The organism is Gemmatimonas sp., assembly GCF_041689975.1.
Classification (GTDB): domain Bacteria; phylum Gemmatimonadota; class Gemmatimonadetes; order Gemmatimonadales; family Gemmatimonadaceae; genus Gemmatimonas.
The window spans coordinates 1-16,732 of record NZ_JBDNFF010000024.1 but is presented as its reverse complement, the minus strand read 5'-3'; the positions used below and the strand labels follow the sequence as shown (position 1 = coordinate 16,732).

The following is a 16,732-nucleotide window of genomic DNA, read 5'->3' as shown; positions in this document are numbered from 1 at the left end:
TCGAACGCAGTTCTTCGCGACTCTTCGCGATCTTCGCGGACTTCGCGTGAACCGCGGTGCTTTCGGCTGCCTCGGCCTTCTCGGAGAGCCGGCCGGTTCACGCGAAGCTCGCGGAGCACGCGACAAGACGCGAAGAACAGCCGAACTGAAATTGTCGATCTTGAAGAGCGTCGCGTTACGCGCTACCGTCACCGCATGAAGCAACAGGTCGCATTTCTCTCGCACTCCGATTGTGGACGCCACGATACGGGGTGGGATCACCCGGAGCATGTGGGGCGATTGCGCGCCATTCCCCGGGCGCTGCGCTACGATCAGGCGTTGTTCGAGGCGCTGCAGCATCACGAGGGGCGGCACGCCACGGAAGACGAACTCGCGCTGGCGCACGACCGCGACTACATCGCCAAGGTCCGCGACATGGCACAGTCGGGCGGTGGCCGTCTCGATCCCGATACGGTCGTGAGTGAAGGCTCGTGGGACGCCGCGACCGTCGGCACCGGCTGTGTGCTGGACGGTGTCGACATGGCGTTCGACGGGCGTGCGCCGCGCAGCTTTTCTGCCGTGCGTCCTCCCGGACACCACGCTCTGCGCGATCGCGCAATGGGGTTCTGTCTGTTCGGCAACGTGGCGATCGCCGCGCACTATGCGCTGGCGACAAAGGCGTGCGAGCGCGTGCTGATCGTGGATTGGGACGTGCATCACGGCAACGGTACGCAGGCGCTGGTGGAGCACGAGCCGCGTATCCACTTCGTGTCGATGCATCAGTGGCCCTGGTATCCGGGTACCGGAGCGGCCGACGACCGTGGCCCCCACGGCACGGTGTGGAACACGCCGATGGCGCCGTCGCTGCCGTCGACGCAGTACGTGGAGGCGCTGTTGCGCGCCGTCGATGCGGCCGCCGAGGGGTTCACGCCCGATCTGATCCTGTTGAGTGCCGGCTTTGACTGTCTCGAGGGCGATCCGTTGGGGGCTTTCACCCTCACGCTCGACGATATCGGCACGCTAACGCGGGCGCTCGTGGAACGCGCCGAACGCTGGTGCGGCGGTCGGCTGGTGAGCGCCATGGAGGGTGGGTATGCCCCCGACCCCGTGGCACAAGCGGTGCTCGTACACCTGGCAGCGCTGGCCTGACGGCCCTCGTGCCACCATGATTCGTCGGTGATGACCACCGTCCCCTCCGCCCTCCTCTCGATCGACCAGCCTCACGATCCGCCGCCGCGCACCATTTACCGGTCGCCGTCGGGCGAGGACATCATCGATTGTCATCCGCGTGAGGTGGCGCCGCTGCTGGCCGAAGGTGGCACCATGTGGGTCGACATCGATTCGACGGTGCGCTCGCAGCATGCGATGCTGGAGAAGGTGTTTCGCTTCCATCCGCTGGCGGTGGAGGACACGCTCAACCCGAACTCTCGCGTCAAGCTCGAGGAGTACGAAGGGTTCCTCTTCGTCATCATTCGCGGGGTGGGTCTCGCTGCTGGCACTGACGATCCGTACGATCTGGAGACGAAGGACCTGTACTGCTTTCTCGGGAAGAACTATCTCGTCACGGTGCACGCCGGACCGATGGCTTCGATCGATCGCGTGTCTGAGCAGCTTCGCCGAGCGCCCGATCTGCTGGCGCGTGGCGTGGAGCGCGCGTTGCATGCGATTCTCGACGACACGATCGACAGCTATTTCCCGATCCTGCAGCAGATCGACGAGTTCATCGACGGACTCGAGGAACGCGTGTTCGTGGACTTCGACGAGACCGCGCTGCGCGACCTCTTCCACGTGAAGCGGCTCGTCCTGTCGCTGCGACGGTATCTGCAGCCGTCGCGTGAAGTGATGAACGTGCTCACGAACCGCCCGAGTATGCTGCTCACGCCCGATGTGCAGCTGTACTTCCGGGACATCTATGATCACGTGCTGCGCATCAACGATGCGCTGGACACGTACCGTGATCTGCTCAGCAGCACGATGGATGCATATCTCACGCAGGTGTCGAATCGTCTGGGGGCGACGACCAAGGCGTTGTCGGTGGTGGCCACGATGTCGCTGCCGTTCGTCGTCGTGAGTGGTATGTGGGGCATGAATTTTTCGACGATTCCGCTGTCGGGCTGGCCGCACGGGTTCTGGCTGCTGCTGGTCGTGCAGCTCGGGTTGGGCGGCCTGCTACTTTTGTATCTGAGGCGCCGCGGTCTGATCTGACGCGCCCGACTGCCCGCTGGTCTTCTACTCTCTTTCTTACCTCGCCAGATGTTCTGCCCTGAATGCGGGACCTGGAACCGGGCTGCGGCGGCGCGCTGCACGCGCTGTGGCGTGCCGCTTCCGGACGTCTCGGCCCCGCCGATCGACATCCCTGACGAAGAGCTGCGCGAGTTGCGCGTCGCGACGGGCAATCGCTACACGGTGATCAAGCGGTTGGGAAGCGGCGGCATGGCGCACGTCTATCTGGCCAAACATGCCGTGCTGGCGCGGCCGCTCGTGATCAAGGTGCTGCATCGCACGCTGGCGCAGGAGCCGGAAATGCGTGAGCGCTTCCGACGCGAGGCCGAAGCGGCGGCGCGACTGATCCATCCGTACATTTGTGCCATCGCCGACATGGGCACCGCAGGCGACATCGAGTATCTCGCGATGCCGTACTACGCCGGCGGTTCACTGGCCGATATGCTGTCACGTCGCAAGACGGTGTCCGCCAGCTCGGCGGCCTCGATCGCGGTGCAGGTGGCTTGTGCACTCGACTACGCGCATCGGCACGGCGTGGTGCATCGTGACATCAAGCCCGACAACATTCTGTTCGACGAAGACGGCAACGTGGCGCTCACCGACTTCGGTATCGCGACGGCGCGTTTCCACGGCCGTCTCACCGCCAACGGACGCGCCATGGGGACGCCGCATTACATGTCACCCGAGCAGGCGATGGGCAAGCTGGTCGACGGCCGCAGCGACCTCTATGCCGTGGGGCTGCTGTTGTACGAAATGTTGTTGGGGCATCCGCCATTCGACGGTGAAGACTCGTATGCGGTAGGATACAAGCACGTGCATGAGACGCCGGTGGCGCCCGATCAGGTGGATACGCGTATCCCCGCTGGTTTGAGCGCGATCACCATGAAGTGTCTGTCCAAGCAGGCTGTCGATCGGTACGATCGCGGTTTCGAACTGGCCGATGCGCTTATCGCGTTTCTGGGGCAAGCTCCGGGAGCCGACCTGCGCGCCGCACGTTCGTCGCGTCCGTCCGGACTCACGCCGTGCTGATCTCCACCACCGACTCTGCTCGCGCCATGCAACTCCATGCCGAAATCCTGACGGTCCATACCACGCATCCGTTCATCATCGCGCGCGGTGGTTTCAGCGAGTATCGCGTGGTGTGGGTGCGGCTGCGTGACGCCGACGGTGCGGAAGGTTGGGGTGAGGCGGCCCCGAGCCGCTTCTACGGCGAAACGGCGGATAGTGTGATGGTGGCCATGGCGCAGTTCGCGCCGGTGCTGGAGACAGCGAACGGCTGGTCGATCGACGCCATCGAGCGTGAGCTCGAGAAAACACTGCGCTGGAATGCGGCGGCACGATGCGCGATCAGTTCAGCGCTGCATGATTTGGCGGCCAAGCGGCTTGGCGTTCCGCTTTGGAAGCTGTGGGGGCTCGATGCCAAGGCAGCGCCGCGTTCCACGTTCACGATCGGAATTGCCCCCGATGCGGAGACGTTGCGGTCGCGCGTACGCGAGGCGGCCAGCTATCCGATTCTCAAGATCAAGCTGGGCTCGAGCTGGGATCACGAGGTGTTGCGTATCGTGCGTGAGGAAGCCCCGCACGCCACCCTGCGCGTGGACGCCAACGCCGCATGGACGGCCAAGCAGGCGCTGGCCATGCTGCAGCCGCTCTCCGACGTGGGTGTCGATATGCTGGAGCAGCCGTTGGCGCCGCACGATATCGAAGGGCTTCGCTTCGTGCGGGAACGTTCGCCTATTCCGGTGGTCGCCGACGAGTCGTGCCTCGTGGCCACGGACATTCCGAAACTCGTGGGCGCGGTGGACGGCATCAACATCAAGCTCGCCAAGTGCGGCTCGCTGCGCGAAGCGATGCGGATGATCGCCGTGGCGCGCGCGCACGGCATGCGGGTGATGTGCGGCTGCATGATCGAAACGACACTCGGCATCGCGGCGGCAGCGCACTTCTCACCGCTGCTGGACGACGCCGACCTCGACGGCGCCGCATTGCTCTCCGACGATCCATTCACCGGTCCGTCCATTCCGAACGGACAAGTCACCCTCAGCGACGCGCCGGGGCTCGGCGTGCAGCGTCGCTGACGTCGTCGCTGACGTCGTCGCTGATCGCTTCGCCGCCGTCTTCGTCAGCGAGCGCTTCCCGCTGCATCGAAGTGGCGCTGGCGGCGCCGCTCTTTCGCACGTTCACGTATCGCGTACCTGATGGCATCGCGCTACCGATCGCGCCCGGCACCCGGGTACTGGTGTCCTTTCGCAATCGGCCGGAAATCGGAATCTGTCTCGGCGCTACCGAACCGCCCGACGGCATTACGCTCAAGCCGATTCAAGCCGTGGTCGACGATGTGCCGTCGCTCCCCGCCTCGCTGCTCCACACGGGGCGGTGGATTGCCGACTGGTATGCCGCCCCACTCGGACTGACGCTGCGCTCCATGCTCCCCACGGCGCTCACGTCAGCCAAGGCACCGGCACCTGCGTCGCGTACGCAGCGCATGGTTCGCATTGTGATGGATCTGCCGTCGTTGCTGCAGCGCGAACAGACATTCGCCCGCGCCAGGCAGCAGCGCGTCGTGTACGACCTGCTCGAAACTCAGGGCGGTGCGGCACCGCTGGAATCTCTGCGCATCCAGGCCAACTGCAGCGCTGGCGTCTTCACGGCCATGGCCAAGCGTGGCTTGGTGGAAATCCGCGACGAGGTGCATCAGCGCGATCCCTTCGCCGATCGCGCGGGCACGTTGCCGCCGCCCAATCCTAGCGACGCGCAGAATGAGGTGGTACGCGCTGTTCTCGCTGGTGATCCAGGCCAGGTGTTCTTGTTGCACGGCGTGACTGGTAGTGGCAAGACGCTGGTCTACATCGAAGTGCTGCGTGCCGTGCTGGAGCAACGCGACCAGACGGCCATCGTGCTGGTGCCGGAAATCGCGCTCACGTCGCAGACCGTCGATCGCTTCCGCGGTGCCTTCGGTAACGATGTGGCCGTGCTGCACTCGGGGTTGAGTGACGGTGAGCGGCTCGATGCGTGGCAGTCCCTGCGTCGCGGTGAACGGCGTATCGCCGTCGGTGCGCGCTCAGCGTTGTTCGCCCCACTCGAGCGCGTAGGCGTCGTGATCGTGGACGAAGAACACGAGAGCAGCTACAAGCAGTCGGAAACGCCACGCTACCATGCGCGCGAAGCAGCCATTGTGCGCGCGCGGGCTGAAGGCGCGGTGGTAGTGCTGGGGAGTGCCACACCAAGTCTGGAAACGTGGGAGCGTGCCGACCGCGGTCAGGCGATTCGCCTGACGCTGCCCGATCGTGCCGCTGGTGCGCAATTGCCGCCAGTCACCGTCGTGGACATGCGTGTGGAGCTCAAACAGGCCGTGAAGGAGCGCAAGCCCAACGCGCCGTTCGACGAAACGCTGGGTGTGTTCAGCGCATCATTGCTGGTGGCACTGGAACAGCGGCTCGTGCGCGGCGAACAAAGCCTGCTGCTGCTGAATCGCCGTGGCTATTCGTCGTTCATGCAGTGCAATGCGTGCGGTGACGTGCCGGTGTGTCCGCATTGCAGCATTTCGCTCACCTACCATCGTGTGCCTGAGATTCTCGTCTGCCATTACTGTCAGCATCAGCAGCCGGTGCCGGCTGTCTGTCCGCAATGTGCGGCCGATACGATGCGCCGACGTGGGCTTGGCACGCAGCAGGTGGAGCGCGTGCTCTCCGAGCGCTTTCCCGAAGCCCGCATCGCGCGGATGGACGTCGATACGACCAGCGGCAAATGGGCGCACACGCAGATCCTCGATCGCGTGGGACGCGGTGAGGTCGACATTCTCCTCGGCACGCAGATGATCGCCAAGGGGCTCGACTTCCCGAACGTGACGCTGGTGGGCGTCGTCGACGCGGACACCGGCCTCAATCTCCCCGATTTTCGTGCCTCCGAGCGAACGTTTCAACTGGTCAGTCAGGTGGCGGGACGCGCAGGGCGTGGGCCGAAGGGCGGCGACGTGATCATTCAGACACGCATGCCTACCAGCCACGCGATCCGTCATGCGATCACACACGACGTAACCGGCTTCGTGCGCGAGGAACTGGGAGCGCGACGGATGCCGGCCTATCCCCCATTCGTGAGTATTGCCAACGTGATGGTGAGCGGTCTCGACCAGGCCGCGACGGCGGCGGCGGCGATGGCGGCGGCCAATTGGGTGCAGCGACTGGTCGACCGTCAGGGGCTGCGCGATCTCGTATTCGTCGGCCCGGCGCCATGCCCGATCGATCGTATCAAGGACCGCTGGCGCTGGCACTTTCTGCTCAAATCGTCGCAGCCGAAGCTGATGACGCGCGTAGTTCGCTACATCGCCGAACGGTGTCCGGTGCCCAAGGTGCACGCGTTGCGCCTCACAGTCGATCGCGATCCGGTGTCGCTGCTGTAGGCCTCTCCTGACGTCGGCCACCTGTTTGCTTTTCGAGTGCTTCGGGGGTTCGTGTGGGTGCGTCTCCAGGGGTATCGGCGAAGAGCCATTTACTGTGGACTGTTCCTCTGAGGTGTGATTCGTTCAACGGAGGTTACTGGCGGCGATGCTCGGCTAGATCGAGAACTGATCGCGCAGAGAAGCGGAGAACGCAGAGACGCAGAGGTCTCTTACCGGTGGGTGAATCTTGGCCGACCCGAGGCGGATTGGAGCCGCGCGAGACGACGGAAGACGGCGCATTACTTTACAGGTTGTTGTCGTTGATCTGCGGCATGTCCGCAGCGATGTTCGGTGAGGCAACGCACCGGGCCGCTGGGCCGAGAGTCACCCACGCGAAATCCCAAACAGCCCCTTTTCGATATGTCGGTTAACAGCCTCGCGGCGATTCCGCCGTACGTGTTTTATGAACTCGATGCGCGTCGCAATCGGCAGCGCACCGTCGGCAAGTCACTGATCGACGTCGGGATCGGTAGCCCCGATGGGCCGATTCCCGACGTGGTGATCGAGGCGATGCAGCGTTCGGCGGCGGATCGTGCTCTGAGCGGCTATCCGTACTTCCGCGCGCATCCCGCGTACACGGCCGCCGTAGCGGCCTATCTGAGTACGCGCTTCGGCGTGACGGTCGATCCGGTCGCCGAGTTGTTGGCGCTGGCGGGGTCGAAGGAGGGAATCGCGGAGCTGATTCTTTCGCACACGAATCCGGGCGACGTGGTGTTGGTGCCCGAGGTGTACTACCCGGTGTATGCGCGTGCGACGTTGCTGGCGGGCGCCGTGCCGGTGTTCGTGCCGTTCGTGGCGGACGGCCGTCTCGACCTCGCGGCCGTGGCACCCGCCGACCTGGCGCGAGCTCGCGTGCTCATCGTGAACTATCCCGGCAATCCCACCACGTCCACGATCACGCTGAACGACTACGCGGACCTCGTGTCATTCGCCGAGCAGCACCAGCTGTTGCTGATCAGCGACCTCGCGTACAGCGAACTGTCCTTCGACGGATATCGCGTGCCGAGTGTGCTGCAGGTGCCGGGCGCATCGCGGGTGGCCGTCGAGATGCACACATGCAGCAAGAGCTTCAACATGGCTGGTGTGCGCATCGCGTTCGTGGCCGGCAAGCGTGAAGCGATAGCACAGCTCGATGCGTACCGGTCGAATATCGGCTATGGCGTGAGCACGATGGCACAGATGGCCGGGACGGCCGCGTTCACGTATCACGAGGCGATCGTGCCGCCGATCGTGGCCGAGTACCGTGCGCGCCGTGACGCCTTGGTCGGCGCTATGCAGGCGGGTGGATGGGATGTGCAGGCGCCCAGGGCCACGATGTATCTCTGGCTCCCCGTGCCCGCCGGCTATGACGATTGGGGCTGGGTGGACGCCCTGATGGAAGGGCCCGGGGTGGTCGTCACGCCCGGCATCGCGTTCGGCGAGGCGGGACGCGGGCGCTTCCGTGTGTCCTTGGTACAGCCGGCCAGCGTGCTGACGAAAGCGGCCGCTGCTATCACTTCGATGGCAGCGGCCGTGGCTTCGTCGTAGAACGCGGGTTACTTGGCCGGGGCGGGCTTGGGCTCGCTGAGGGCCATGTCCCACTGGACCTGCACGTCGTTCTCGATCGGGTTCACCGACGAGTCATACGCCACGCCATAGTCCTTGCGGTTGATGGCGAACTGACCGCGGAAGCGACCGGCGCCCTTCTCGTAGAACACGGCGGTGGCGGGGACGACGATGCGCTTGGTGACGCCACGGATCGTGAGGTCGCCGGTGATGTCGAGCTTGCCTTCGGCGACCTTCGTCACGCTGACCGACTTGAAGGTGATCGTCGGGAACTTGGCAACGTCGAAGAAGTCAGGGCTGCGGAGGTGATTGTCGCGCATGTCGACGCGGGTGCTCACGCTGGTCGCGTCGATTGCAATGGCGACCGTGGAGTTCGACCAATTGGTCGCATCGAGCGACACATCGGCGTCCCATTTGCCGAAGAAGCCGTGGGCGCTGAGGAGGCGCGAGTCCGCGACGAAGTTGATCTGGCTGTGCGCCTTGTCGACGATGTGCGGCTTGACATCAACGAACGGACGGGCCGCCATCATCGAGGGCAGGAGGACGGCGCCGGCGAGGAAGCGTGCAGTTTTGGTCATGCGTTCTGTCTCAGAAAGGGTGGCAGTGCAACGTTATCTTTTTCCATGATATGCTTGTTAAAGCAATATTATAGTGATAAGGTAAACAGAATCCAGCAGAAGGCAAGGGATTCAATCATGTTTTTGGCTTGTTCGATGGTGCCGTGCCCGATGATCTTTCGTCGGTGACCCGCTTCCGTCCGCCTGCCTTCGACGCGGTGCCGCTCTCTGCGGCGCCTGACGCCCGTTTTGTGCCTGCCCCGGCCCACGGCGTGCTTCCCGACTCGTTCTTTTCAACCACGAATCTTCCGACCTATGTGAAAGTCGGCGGTGCCTGGCGGCTGCCACTGGAGCCGCGGATGGACTCGGGTATCGTGCTTGGCACGGATGGCGTACTCCGAATCCGCGAGGGCCGTCGCGTGGCGAAGGGCGACCTCGTGGTCGTCGGTAAAGCGGAGGACGGAAGCGAGGGCGTGTTCGTGCACGTGCATGCTTTCGTGGAACCGGACGACGGCAGCGAGTTCCGCTTCATGACCAGTGAAGTGTCGCGCGAGAAGCCGATCGACTATCGCCAGATGGCGCTGCTGTTGCTCGAGCAGCGCGAAGCCGGTGGCTATGTCACGTGGGTGGCGGGGCCGGCCCTCGTGCACTCGCGGGCGCGTACCGATATGACCTGGTTTGTGGATCAGGGATTCGTGCAGGTGCTGTTGGCCGGTAACGCCGTGGCTGTACACGACATCGAAGCATCGATGTTCGGCACCACGCTTGGCATGACTGGCACCGGACAGGCGAGCACCGGCGGACACGGCCTGCACATGCGCGCGATCAACGCCGTGCGCGGCGCGGGGTCGATCGCGAAGGCGGTGGAGCAGGGGATCGTAAAAGACGGCATCATGCACGCCCTGGTGACGCGTGGAGTGCCGTTCGTCCTGTGCGGTTCGATTCGCGATGACGGTCCGTTGCCCGACGTGATCACCGACGCGGTCGAGGCGCAGGATGCCATGCGCGCACACGCGACGAAGGCGACGATGGCCATCATGATCGCCACGGCGCTGCATGCGATCGCCACGGGCAACATGTTGCCGTCGTTCACGATGGATCGCGACGGCGTGCTGCACGAGCTCCCCACGATCTGCGTCGACTCGTCGGAGTTCGTCGTGAGTAAACTGAAGGATCGCGGCACGCGCCAGGCGTTCGGCGTCGTCACCAATGCGCAGGATTTCCTGCACATCCTGCGACTGTTCGTGGAGCGCGAGCTGGATGCACGCGATCGCAATCCGACCAGCCGTGATCACGCGTCGCGTGGCGGCAAGTCGCCTTACCCGTTCCTCCCGATCACTTGATTCACCCGATGACCCTTCCCATCGATACGACGGTTTCCCCCGACGACGCCTCACAGGCGTTGTTGATCGAGACTGCGGACGTTGCGGCGCTGGATGGGCTTGCGCCGGAGACAGTCTCCGTCGACGTGCCCGATCGTGCCGACGCGCCGGTGTCCGAGATCACGGAACGATTCCTCAAAGTGGTGCTCGCGCATGTACCGCTGGCTCGGATCGAGGAGTTGCATCTGTTTTCGCCGTTGCGGCAGGGCGGCGTGGAAACCGGCATCGCCGTGATCGCGGCGCGCGTGCCGGTGGTGGTCGTGGAGCAACCGGAGACCCCGGAGCTGCCGCTCGACGACGCGGTCGCACCGCTTGAGAGTACGGTGGAGCTGAGCGAAGCGGATGACGTGGTCGCCGATGACCTCGTACCGGATGACGTCGTAGCCGATGACGAGCTCGACGACGTCGATGTGCTGGCCGATGTGCTGGCGGAGGCCGACGACGAAGTGGTGAGCGCGCTCACGCCGACTCCGCGTATTCGGCATACGGTGTACACGGCGCGCTACCGGCTCGTGCAGAAAGGTCCCGAGCGCGGCAAGTGGGAGGCCGACGTGGTGGCGGAAGCCGAAGCGCCGCTGATCACGGTCGATCTGGTGGTGCGCGGCGTACAGCGCCGCGCCGGTGAAGATTCGGAGATCGTGCGCTACACGGCCCCGCAGCTGGCGCGGGCGCTTCGCGTGCCATACTCTACGGTCTGATTCATCCTGAGAGCTCCTTCGCATGAGTGATTCGAACGACGCGACGACGAGTGCCGCAGCCATCGTGGACGACCGGGAAGCCTTTCGCGTGTTTCTGCGCGATCACAACCTCCCGGCGACCGCGCAGCGTCTGGCGATCGCCGATGTGGTGTTGGGTACCGACCGGCATCTGTCGGCCGAGGACGTGGCGCGCGAGCTCCGCGCGCAGGGCGCCAGCGCCGGCACCGCGACGGTGTATCGCACGCTCGAGGTGCTCGTGCGGAGCGGACTGGTCGTCGAACGTGATTTCGCGGAGGGCTTCAAGCGGTACGAGGCCTCACGGGGTATTCCGCATCACGAGCATCTGCTGTGTACGGTGTGCGGCAAGGTCACCGAGTTTCGTGACGAACGTTTGGAACGCATGACGACGCTGCTGGCCGAGGCGCGTGATTTCTCGCGGCAGCGTCATCGGCTTGTGATCTATGGTCTGTGCGGCTCCTGCCGTCGCGGACTTCCCTCCAGTTCTTCGAGTGCGCGTCGTGGCTCCTGACTCATTGACGGTGTTGGTGGCGTTCACCGCAGGATTGCTGAGCTTTCTCAGCCCGTGCGTGCTGCCGTTGGTGCCCAGCTATATCACGTTTATCACCGGGATGGGGCTCGACGATGTGTCGCGCTCCCGGCGTGCCGCGCTCACGCACGCGGTGCTGTTCGTGATCGGTTTCTCGTTCATCTTCGTGGCGCTCGGCGCCGGTGCGACGGCGTTCGGCCAGTTGATGCTGGCCTACCGCGTCTGGATCGCCCGCGTGGGTGGCGCATTGATGGTCCTGATGGGGCTCTGGATGATCGGTGTGTTGAACATCAGCGCCCTCCAGCAGGAACGTCGCGTGCACCTCAGTGACAAGCCGATCGGGTTCTTGGGTACGGTGCTGGTCGGCATCGCCTTCGGCGCCGGCTGGACACCGTGTCTCGGTCCGACGCTGGGCGCGATTCTGCTGCTGGCGGCCAACGAGTCGCAACTGGGCAAGGGGATCACCTTGCTCTCGTTCTACTCGTTGGGTTTGGCGGTGCCGTTTCTCTTGAGTGCGCTCGCCTTGGAGCATTTCCTTGGATTCTTCCAGAAATTCAAGAAGAATCTGGGGCTGGTGAATCGCATTGCCGGTGTGCTGCTCATCCTAGTCGGGGTATTGATGTTCACCGGATGGTTCGAGCGATTGGCGGCCATCCTGCAGCCGCTCACACCGGCGTTTCTGGTGGAGCGGCTTTGACGTATCGTGCGTCAATCACTACGCCAGGAACGGCGTGATGATCGCCGTGACTTCGGCTTTTGAAAGGGGCTCGTCGAACGCTTCTGTGCCAGCTGTCGAGCCGCCGTTGGCGCTGTAGCCGGGCAGCGTAGAGAGCATGAGGCCACCCTGCAACTCGTTCTCTTCGCCGGCATAGATGCCCTGTGTGAAGGCGGGCAGATCGTCGCGACTCGAGCCGCTGATCCATGCCTTCTTCCCCCGCAGGCGGCGAATTTCGGCCGCGTGACGAGCTTCAACGGAGTGAATCGACAGCGCTGCACTGAGTGCAGCTGCGTCGCCGATCAGGCGCGGTGCCTGACCCTTGTATGCGCGCACGCCGGTGTCTTCGAACGCCATGGCAAGTACCTTGAACGTTTCGTACTGACCGGCGGCGAAATTGAACCCGGCCACATTGCCTTTCGCCGTGAAGTCGAAGTTGGGCTTCGCGAGCGGCGTGGCACCCTTCGCCGAGATGAGCGATCGCAGCGCGGTCACGTGGATCGTTTCGTGTCCGCTGATGGTTGTAAAGATCGTGCGATCGGCGGCATCGATCAATCCAGATGCGGCCACACCGCGCTGATAGAACTCGGCTTCGAGATATTCGAGCAGCAGTGCGAACTGCAACACGTCGAGCACATCACTGGGAGCCTGTGCGTACGCGTCGCGCGCTAGCGCACCGAGCGCGATCGGGATCGAGCCGAGGGCCAGTAGGGCCGCGGTGCTGCTACTCGTACTCGCACCCTGCGCGATTTCGTTCTCGCGGGCGGCGAGTGTGGCGAGGATCTCGGGATCGATCGACTCGAGGATGGGGCGTGCTTCGATGATCATGTCGCTCCTCAACCGTTGTTGTTCGGGCCCTGCACAAACGTGCCGGGCGCATTGGTGAAACCGAGCTTGTTGACGATGAAGCCCTGGGCGGTCGCAGCGACTTTCGACGGACGGAACACGTCATCGAACGCGTTCGGCGCGAAGGCCGACGTCTTCGGACTCAGGAGGTCACCGATGGCCGCGGCGTGTCGCGCTTCAACGGATACGATCTTGCCGGCAAGCGTGAGATTCACCGCCGAGGTGATGTACTGAGCGGCACCGTTGTAGGCGGCCACACCGAGATCCTCGAAGGTCTTCGCGGTGTTCAGCACTGACGTGCGATCGTTGAAATGCACCCCCGGATACGTCGCGATGACGGTAAAGTCGTTGCTCGCTCCAAGCGCAGCCTTGAGAAATTCGCGATGCAGGACTTCGTGGTACTTGATGTCCTGCAGCACAGCCTTGTCGGCTGCCGTGAGGTTGGAACCGCCGAACGCATTGACGACCCTCGTATAGAAGTCCGCTTCGAGCTGCTCGAGCGCGTAAGCGAACTGCAGTACGGCGATATCGCCCTTGGCGAAATCGATGGTGAGCGCCGCGCCCGAGTTGGGCTGCGGCGTAGGCGGTGTGGTGACGCCATTGTCCTCAGAGCATGCAGAGAGCGCTGCAGGCAACAGCACGAGGGTGCCACCGACGGCAATGAGCTTCAGAATGTCTCGGCGCGTGCGAGGCGTGGCGAGCATCCCGGCGTCGGAGATCGTGAAGGTCGGTCGTTGAGACATGGAAAACTCCTGGTCCAGAGCAAACCGATATCGCGCATCTGCGCGAGTTGGCGGATGGGCTTCGCCGCCCATTCGACTCTGTTTTGCAATTCTGCGGCCAGATCTGATCGCAGTCGGTTTTGTCAGGCCGCCTCGATCAGGTCGAGTAGCATCTGGCACGACAGCAGCTGGCACTGCAGCCGCTGCGTGAATCGTCCATCGATTTGCACAATATCATCGTGCGTACACCGCATCGACGAGGCGACCATCATCAACGACGAGAGTGTGATCGGCATCACGCGCCGCACGCACGTGGTGCAACGCTATCGGTGCGGTGCAGCCGTGCAAGGCGGTGTAAGCAATGGGGCGCTCCGCGTCCGTAGATAATGTTTCCGAACTCCGTCTGGCTGAATGGTCAGGCGTCCTGTGTTCCGAAGCCTGATTCGGCTACGATGCGGCTAGTGAGTGTCACTATTGAGGGCTGGATTCGTGCTCCACATACTGCCACATACAGAACATGCGAACGAATTCGCGAACGCCGGTCGGCCATTGCGAAGCGCTCGGTGGTCGTCCCCACACACGCCAGTTGGAGCAGAGGACTTCCCAGGACGAATGGGCGGGTCCCTCGGTTATGTCCGCTCGCAATCAACCGACCGCTGATTGCATCGAACAGCACGTGGCGATCCACGAACAAGCGTGGCTCGCGGAGCTGCTGACGAAGGGAGATGAACGCTCTCTGTCGCAACTGTGCCCAGTACAGGGCGGCGTCGTGTACGCGATTGTGTTCGCAATCGTACGTGATCGCGATGATGCCGAAGTAACAAGGCTTCCGACTACTCGACGTAGGGCGGCCCCCATGGCACCACGCGCCGGACTTTCATCCGCGTATGGCGCACATCGAGATCTGTTCGGCAATGCGCACTGCTCTCGCTGCACGACCGTCAGCGCAGTGCCACGTGATCGAGATGGCATCTCTCGGGCACTGCTCTCATGCAGATGTGGCTCAGCGACCAACCAGCTGGGGACTTTCGACGCCGGGTCGCTTCAGATCAGGCTCGCCATTTTTGCAATCTGCACCAGCGCCGTGGTGTCGCGTGCGCCCAACCGCTGCACCATGTTGCTGCGGTGATTCCCTACCGTATTCACGCTGATGCCGTGTTTGCCGGCGATGTCTCTGGTGTCCAATCCCTCGGCAATCTGAAACAGGACTTCCCGCTCTCTCGTCGAGAGTAAGTCTCGCGAGGCCGAGTCTTTGACTTCACCGGAGTGCATGGTTTTCACCATGTGACCGTTCGGGCCATAGGCGATCCGAATCCAGTAGTCACGAAACATTGGTTTGAGCAGATGGTTCACGTTTTGTACGTAGTTGAACGTGAACGTGAATCACCGGTCGTCGTCGTAGTGGATCGGCACACCCTCGGAGAAGAGTCGTAACGGACGCCCGTCCGTTCGCGTGTACGCAATACCACAATGAAAAATCTCGATGTTCGGTCGCTCGTCGAACGTCATTTCGCCAAGGATCCGCGCAAACCATTTCACGGAGTCGGCCGGGAACGCGGCGTAGTCGGTATCAAGCATTCCCAGGAGAAGGTGCATACGCTCTGCTTGCGACACTTCCGGCAACGGACCCCAGAACTGACGATCGCCGACCTCGAGGACCGGATCGCAGCTATTGTGGTCAAAAATCCCGAGCACCACATCGGCGCTATTCACGCCGCGCATGAGCAGTTCGGCCTCGCGGATAAAGTTACCCATGTCCGGGATGCGGTCCCGCTGGAAGCGTCGGCACGACAGTTCCACGACCCCGGCGTGAATTTCGTAGCGGCCTGAGTGCGAGTTCCAGCGTCGGTGGCGGCATAGCTCGCTCGAGCAGGGTGGTGAAAAATCGCCTCAGGACTTTTTGTCGCGATACGAAGCCCGTGACAAGAATGTACCTTTTCGAATCGGGCAATCCACTGCTGAACGGAAGGTACTCCGTTTCCAGTACGCGGCAGTCGACGGAGCGGCTGGACTACTACCCGGTGCTACGCCGCTTCGATCGCCTCGAGCAGTTGCTGGCGTTGTAACAGTTGCGTGTAGCATCCGCCGAGACGCACGAGGTCGTCGTGCGTGCCCTGCTCGACGATGCGTCCCTCGTCGAGTACGAGAATGTGGTCGGCCTCGCGCACTGCACTCACGCGATGCGACGCAATCAGTGCAGTGCGACCGTGCAGCGCCGTGCGCAGTTCATACAAAATGGCGGCTTCGGTCTGCGTGTCGACCGCGGATAGCGCATCGTCGAGCAACACCACGCGCGGCGCGCGGGCCAGTGCACGGGCGAGTGCCATGCGCTGCTTCTGTCCACCGGACAGGTTGATGCCGCGTTCGCCGAGGCGTGTATCGAAGCCGTAGGGCAGATCGGCAATCGTGTTTCGCAGTTGCGCGATACCGGCGGCGTGTTCGAGGCGTTGGTGGTCGGGCGCTTCGAGTCCGTAGCCGATGTTCTCACCCACGGTCTCGCTGAACAGCAGGGCCTCCTGTGGCACGTAGCCCAGTTCGGCGCGGAGAACGCCGATGGGTAGATCCCGAATGTCCACACCGTCGAGCAGAATCTGTCCTTCCTGTGGCTCGAAGACGCGCGGAATGAGATCCATGAGCGCGCTCTTGCCGGATCCCGTGGCGCCGACGATGGCCAGCGTGCCACCGGCGGGGATGCAGAATGAGACATTGTACAGGATCCAGCGCGAAGCGGCAGCGGTCTCGCCGTCGGGCGTCCGCTCGTAGTTCGCATCGCGCGCGGCGCCGTCTTCACTCACGATCACCGGGCGTGGATACCGAAACGACACGTGACGGAATTCCACGGTGCGTCCACCCTGCTGCGCGCCGGAATGACCGACGGCGATCGGGAGGTTCGCGGTGCCCGTATCCTGCACCGACAGCGGCACCGCGTCGAGCAGTTCCAGCACGCGGGTCATCGATGCGGCAGCACGCTGAAAGAGGTTCGTGGTCCAGCCGAGCGCGATCAGCGGCCATGTGAGCTGCGCGAGGTAGATGCCGAAGGCGACGTAGCCGCCCACCGTGATCTGTCCCTGAATAAGCAG

The 16,732-nt window shown here is 63.5% G+C and carries 17 protein-coding genes; 10 read left to right on the top strand and 7 right to left on the bottom strand.

Going from position 1 to position 16,732, the window contains the following annotated elements:
- Nucleotides 1–195 precede the first annotated feature (195 nt).
- From ACESNG_RS01705 to ACESNG_RS01680, 6 genes are all read left to right on the top strand, one after another.
- Nucleotides 196–1,128 (top strand): histone deacetylase, encoded by a 933-nt coding sequence (locus tag ACESNG_RS01705; protein WP_373058272.1) that lies wholly within the window; start codon nucleotides 196–198, stop codon nucleotides 1,126–1,128.
- Between the two features lie 30 nt (nucleotides 1,129–1,158).
- Complete coding sequence (gene corA / locus ACESNG_RS01700; RefSeq protein ID WP_373058274.1) at nucleotides 1,159–2,184, top strand: magnesium/cobalt transporter CorA; 1,026 nt, start codon at nucleotides 1,159–1,161, stop codon at nucleotides 2,182–2,184.
- Between the two features lie 48 nt (nucleotides 2,185–2,232).
- Nucleotides 2,233–3,231, top strand: coding sequence for a serine/threonine-protein kinase (locus tag ACESNG_RS01695; RefSeq protein WP_373067467.1), 999 nt, complete (start codon nucleotides 2,233–2,235; stop codon nucleotides 3,229–3,231).
- Between the two features lie 26 nt (nucleotides 3,232–3,257).
- Nucleotides 3,258–4,280 carry a dipeptide epimerase gene (locus tag ACESNG_RS01690; RefSeq protein ID WP_373058278.1) on the top strand — a complete coding sequence of 341 codons (1,023 nt, stop codon included), beginning with the start codon at nucleotides 3,258–3,260 and terminating at the stop codon, nucleotides 4,278–4,280.
- 71 nt (nucleotides 4,281–4,351) lie between these two features.
- The gene (gene priA / locus ACESNG_RS01685) at nucleotides 4,352–6,601 is read left to right on the top strand and encodes a primosomal protein N' (RefSeq protein ID WP_373058280.1); all 2,250 of its coding nucleotides are present in this window, start codon (nucleotides 4,352–4,354) and stop codon (nucleotides 6,599–6,601) included.
- Between the two features lie 399 nt (nucleotides 6,602–7,000).
- On the top strand, nucleotides 7,001–8,167 hold the full coding sequence (locus ACESNG_RS01680; RefSeq protein WP_373058282.1) for an aminotransferase class I/II-fold pyridoxal phosphate-dependent enzyme: 1,167 nt from the start codon (nucleotides 7,001–7,003) through the stop codon (nucleotides 8,165–8,167).
- Between the two features lie 8 nt (nucleotides 8,168–8,175).
- Here the strand turns inward: ACESNG_RS01680 and ACESNG_RS01675 are convergent, their stop codons facing one another.
- A complete protein-coding gene (locus ACESNG_RS01675) occupies nucleotides 8,176–8,763 on the bottom strand; it encodes a YceI family protein (RefSeq protein WP_373058284.1) in 588 nt (195 codons plus the stop codon).
- A gap of 143 nt (nucleotides 8,764–8,906) precedes the next feature.
- Here ACESNG_RS01675 and ACESNG_RS01670 point away from each other — a divergent pair, with 143 nt between their 5' ends.
- Genes ACESNG_RS01670 through ACESNG_RS01655 form a run of 4 tightly spaced genes read left to right on the top strand, consistent with a single transcriptional unit; the run spans nucleotide 8,907 to nucleotide 12,066 of the window.
- The gene (locus ACESNG_RS01670) at nucleotides 8,907–10,085 is read left to right on the top strand and encodes a hypothetical protein (RefSeq protein ID WP_373067465.1); all 1,179 of its coding nucleotides are present in this window, start codon (nucleotides 8,907–8,909) and stop codon (nucleotides 10,083–10,085) included.
- An 8-nt stretch (nucleotides 10,086–10,093) separates the two neighbouring features.
- Nucleotides 10,094–10,822 carry a hypothetical protein gene (locus ACESNG_RS01665; protein WP_373058288.1) on the top strand — a complete coding sequence of 243 codons (729 nt, stop codon included), beginning with the start codon at nucleotides 10,094–10,096 and terminating at the stop codon, nucleotides 10,820–10,822.
- 22 nt (nucleotides 10,823–10,844) lie between these two features.
- Nucleotides 10,845–11,351 (top strand): Fur family transcriptional regulator, encoded by a 507-nt coding sequence (locus ACESNG_RS01660; RefSeq protein ID WP_373058290.1) that lies wholly within the window; start codon nucleotides 10,845–10,847, stop codon nucleotides 11,349–11,351.
- The gene (locus ACESNG_RS01655; protein WP_373058292.1) at nucleotides 11,341–12,066 is read left to right on the top strand and encodes a cytochrome c biogenesis CcdA family protein; all 726 of its coding nucleotides are present in this window, start codon (nucleotides 11,341–11,343) and stop codon (nucleotides 12,064–12,066) included. The genes ACESNG_RS01660 and ACESNG_RS01655 overlap by 11 nt, the downstream gene beginning before the upstream one ends.
- Nucleotides 12,067–12,084: 18 nt before the next feature.
- Here ACESNG_RS01655 and ACESNG_RS01650 read toward each other — a convergent pair whose 3' ends face one another.
- From ACESNG_RS01650 to ACESNG_RS01625, 6 genes are all read right to left on the bottom strand, one after another.
- Nucleotides 12,085–12,912: a ferritin-like domain-containing protein gene (locus tag ACESNG_RS01650; RefSeq protein WP_373058294.1), complete on the bottom strand. Its 828-nt coding sequence runs from the start codon at nucleotides 12,910–12,912 to the stop codon at nucleotides 12,085–12,087.
- A gap of 8 nt (nucleotides 12,913–12,920) precedes the next feature.
- On the bottom strand, nucleotides 12,921–13,673 hold the full coding sequence (locus ACESNG_RS01645) for a ferritin-like domain-containing protein (protein ID WP_373058296.1): 753 nt from the start codon (nucleotides 13,671–13,673) through the stop codon (nucleotides 12,921–12,923).
- Nucleotides 13,674–13,795: 122 nt separating this feature from the next.
- Nucleotides 13,796–13,948 (bottom strand): hypothetical protein, encoded by a 153-nt coding sequence (locus tag ACESNG_RS01640; protein ID WP_373058298.1) that lies wholly within the window; start codon nucleotides 13,946–13,948, stop codon nucleotides 13,796–13,798.
- A gap of 748 nt (nucleotides 13,949–14,696) precedes the next feature.
- Nucleotides 14,697–15,005: a response regulator transcription factor gene (locus tag ACESNG_RS01635; protein WP_373058300.1), complete on the bottom strand. Its 309-nt coding sequence runs from the start codon at nucleotides 15,003–15,005 to the stop codon at nucleotides 14,697–14,699.
- A 30-nt stretch (nucleotides 15,006–15,035) separates the two neighbouring features.
- Nucleotides 15,036–15,407 (bottom strand): hypothetical protein, encoded by a 372-nt coding sequence (locus ACESNG_RS01630; RefSeq protein WP_373058302.1) that lies wholly within the window; start codon nucleotides 15,405–15,407, stop codon nucleotides 15,036–15,038.
- 269 nt (nucleotides 15,408–15,676) lie between these two features.
- Nucleotides 15,677–16,732 (bottom strand): ABC transporter ATP-binding protein (locus ACESNG_RS01625; RefSeq protein ID WP_373067462.1); only part of this gene is annotated, 1,056 nt, incomplete at its 5' end.

What these genes read in the sequence shown, in the direction of transcription:
- ACESNG_RS01650 (WP_373058294.1), bottom strand. Translation starts at nt 12,912, where the DNA reads ATGATCATCGAAGCACGCCCCATCCTCGAGTCGATCGATCCCGAGATC.
- ACESNG_RS01630 (WP_373058302.1), bottom strand. Translation starts at nt 15,407, where the DNA reads ATGGGTAACTTTATCCGCGAGGCCGAACTGCTCATGCGCGGCGTGAAT.
- ACESNG_RS01640 (WP_373058298.1), bottom strand. Translation starts at nt 13,948, where the DNA reads ATGCCGATCACACTCTCGTCGTTGATGATGGTCGCCTCGTCGATGCGG.
- ACESNG_RS01660 (WP_373058290.1), top strand. Translation starts at nt 10,845, where the DNA reads ATGAGTGATTCGAACGACGCGACGACGAGTGCCGCAGCCATCGTGGAC.
- ACESNG_RS01680 (WP_373058282.1), top strand. Translation starts at nt 7,001, where the DNA reads ATGTCGGTTAACAGCCTCGCGGCGATTCCGCCGTACGTGTTTTATGAA.
- ACESNG_RS01705 (WP_373058272.1), top strand. Translation starts at nt 196, where the DNA reads ATGAAGCAACAGGTCGCATTTCTCTCGCACTCCGATTGTGGACGCCAC.
- ACESNG_RS01675 (WP_373058284.1), bottom strand. Translation starts at nt 8,763, where the DNA reads ATGACCAAAACTGCACGCTTCCTCGCCGGCGCCGTCCTCCTGCCCTCG.
- ACESNG_RS01690 (WP_373058278.1), top strand. Translation starts at nt 3,258, where the DNA reads ATGCAACTCCATGCCGAAATCCTGACGGTCCATACCACGCATCCGTTC.
- ACESNG_RS01645 (WP_373058296.1), bottom strand. Translation starts at nt 13,673, where the DNA reads ATGTCTCAACGACCGACCTTCACGATCTCCGACGCCGGGATGCTCGCC.
- ACESNG_RS01665 (WP_373058288.1), top strand. Translation starts at nt 10,094, where the DNA reads ATGACCCTTCCCATCGATACGACGGTTTCCCCCGACGACGCCTCACAG.
- ACESNG_RS01695 (WP_373067467.1), top strand. Translation starts at nt 2,233, where the DNA reads ATGTTCTGCCCTGAATGCGGGACCTGGAACCGGGCTGCGGCGGCGCGC.
- corA (WP_373058274.1), top strand. Translation starts at nt 1,159, where the DNA reads ATGACCACCGTCCCCTCCGCCCTCCTCTCGATCGACCAGCCTCACGAT.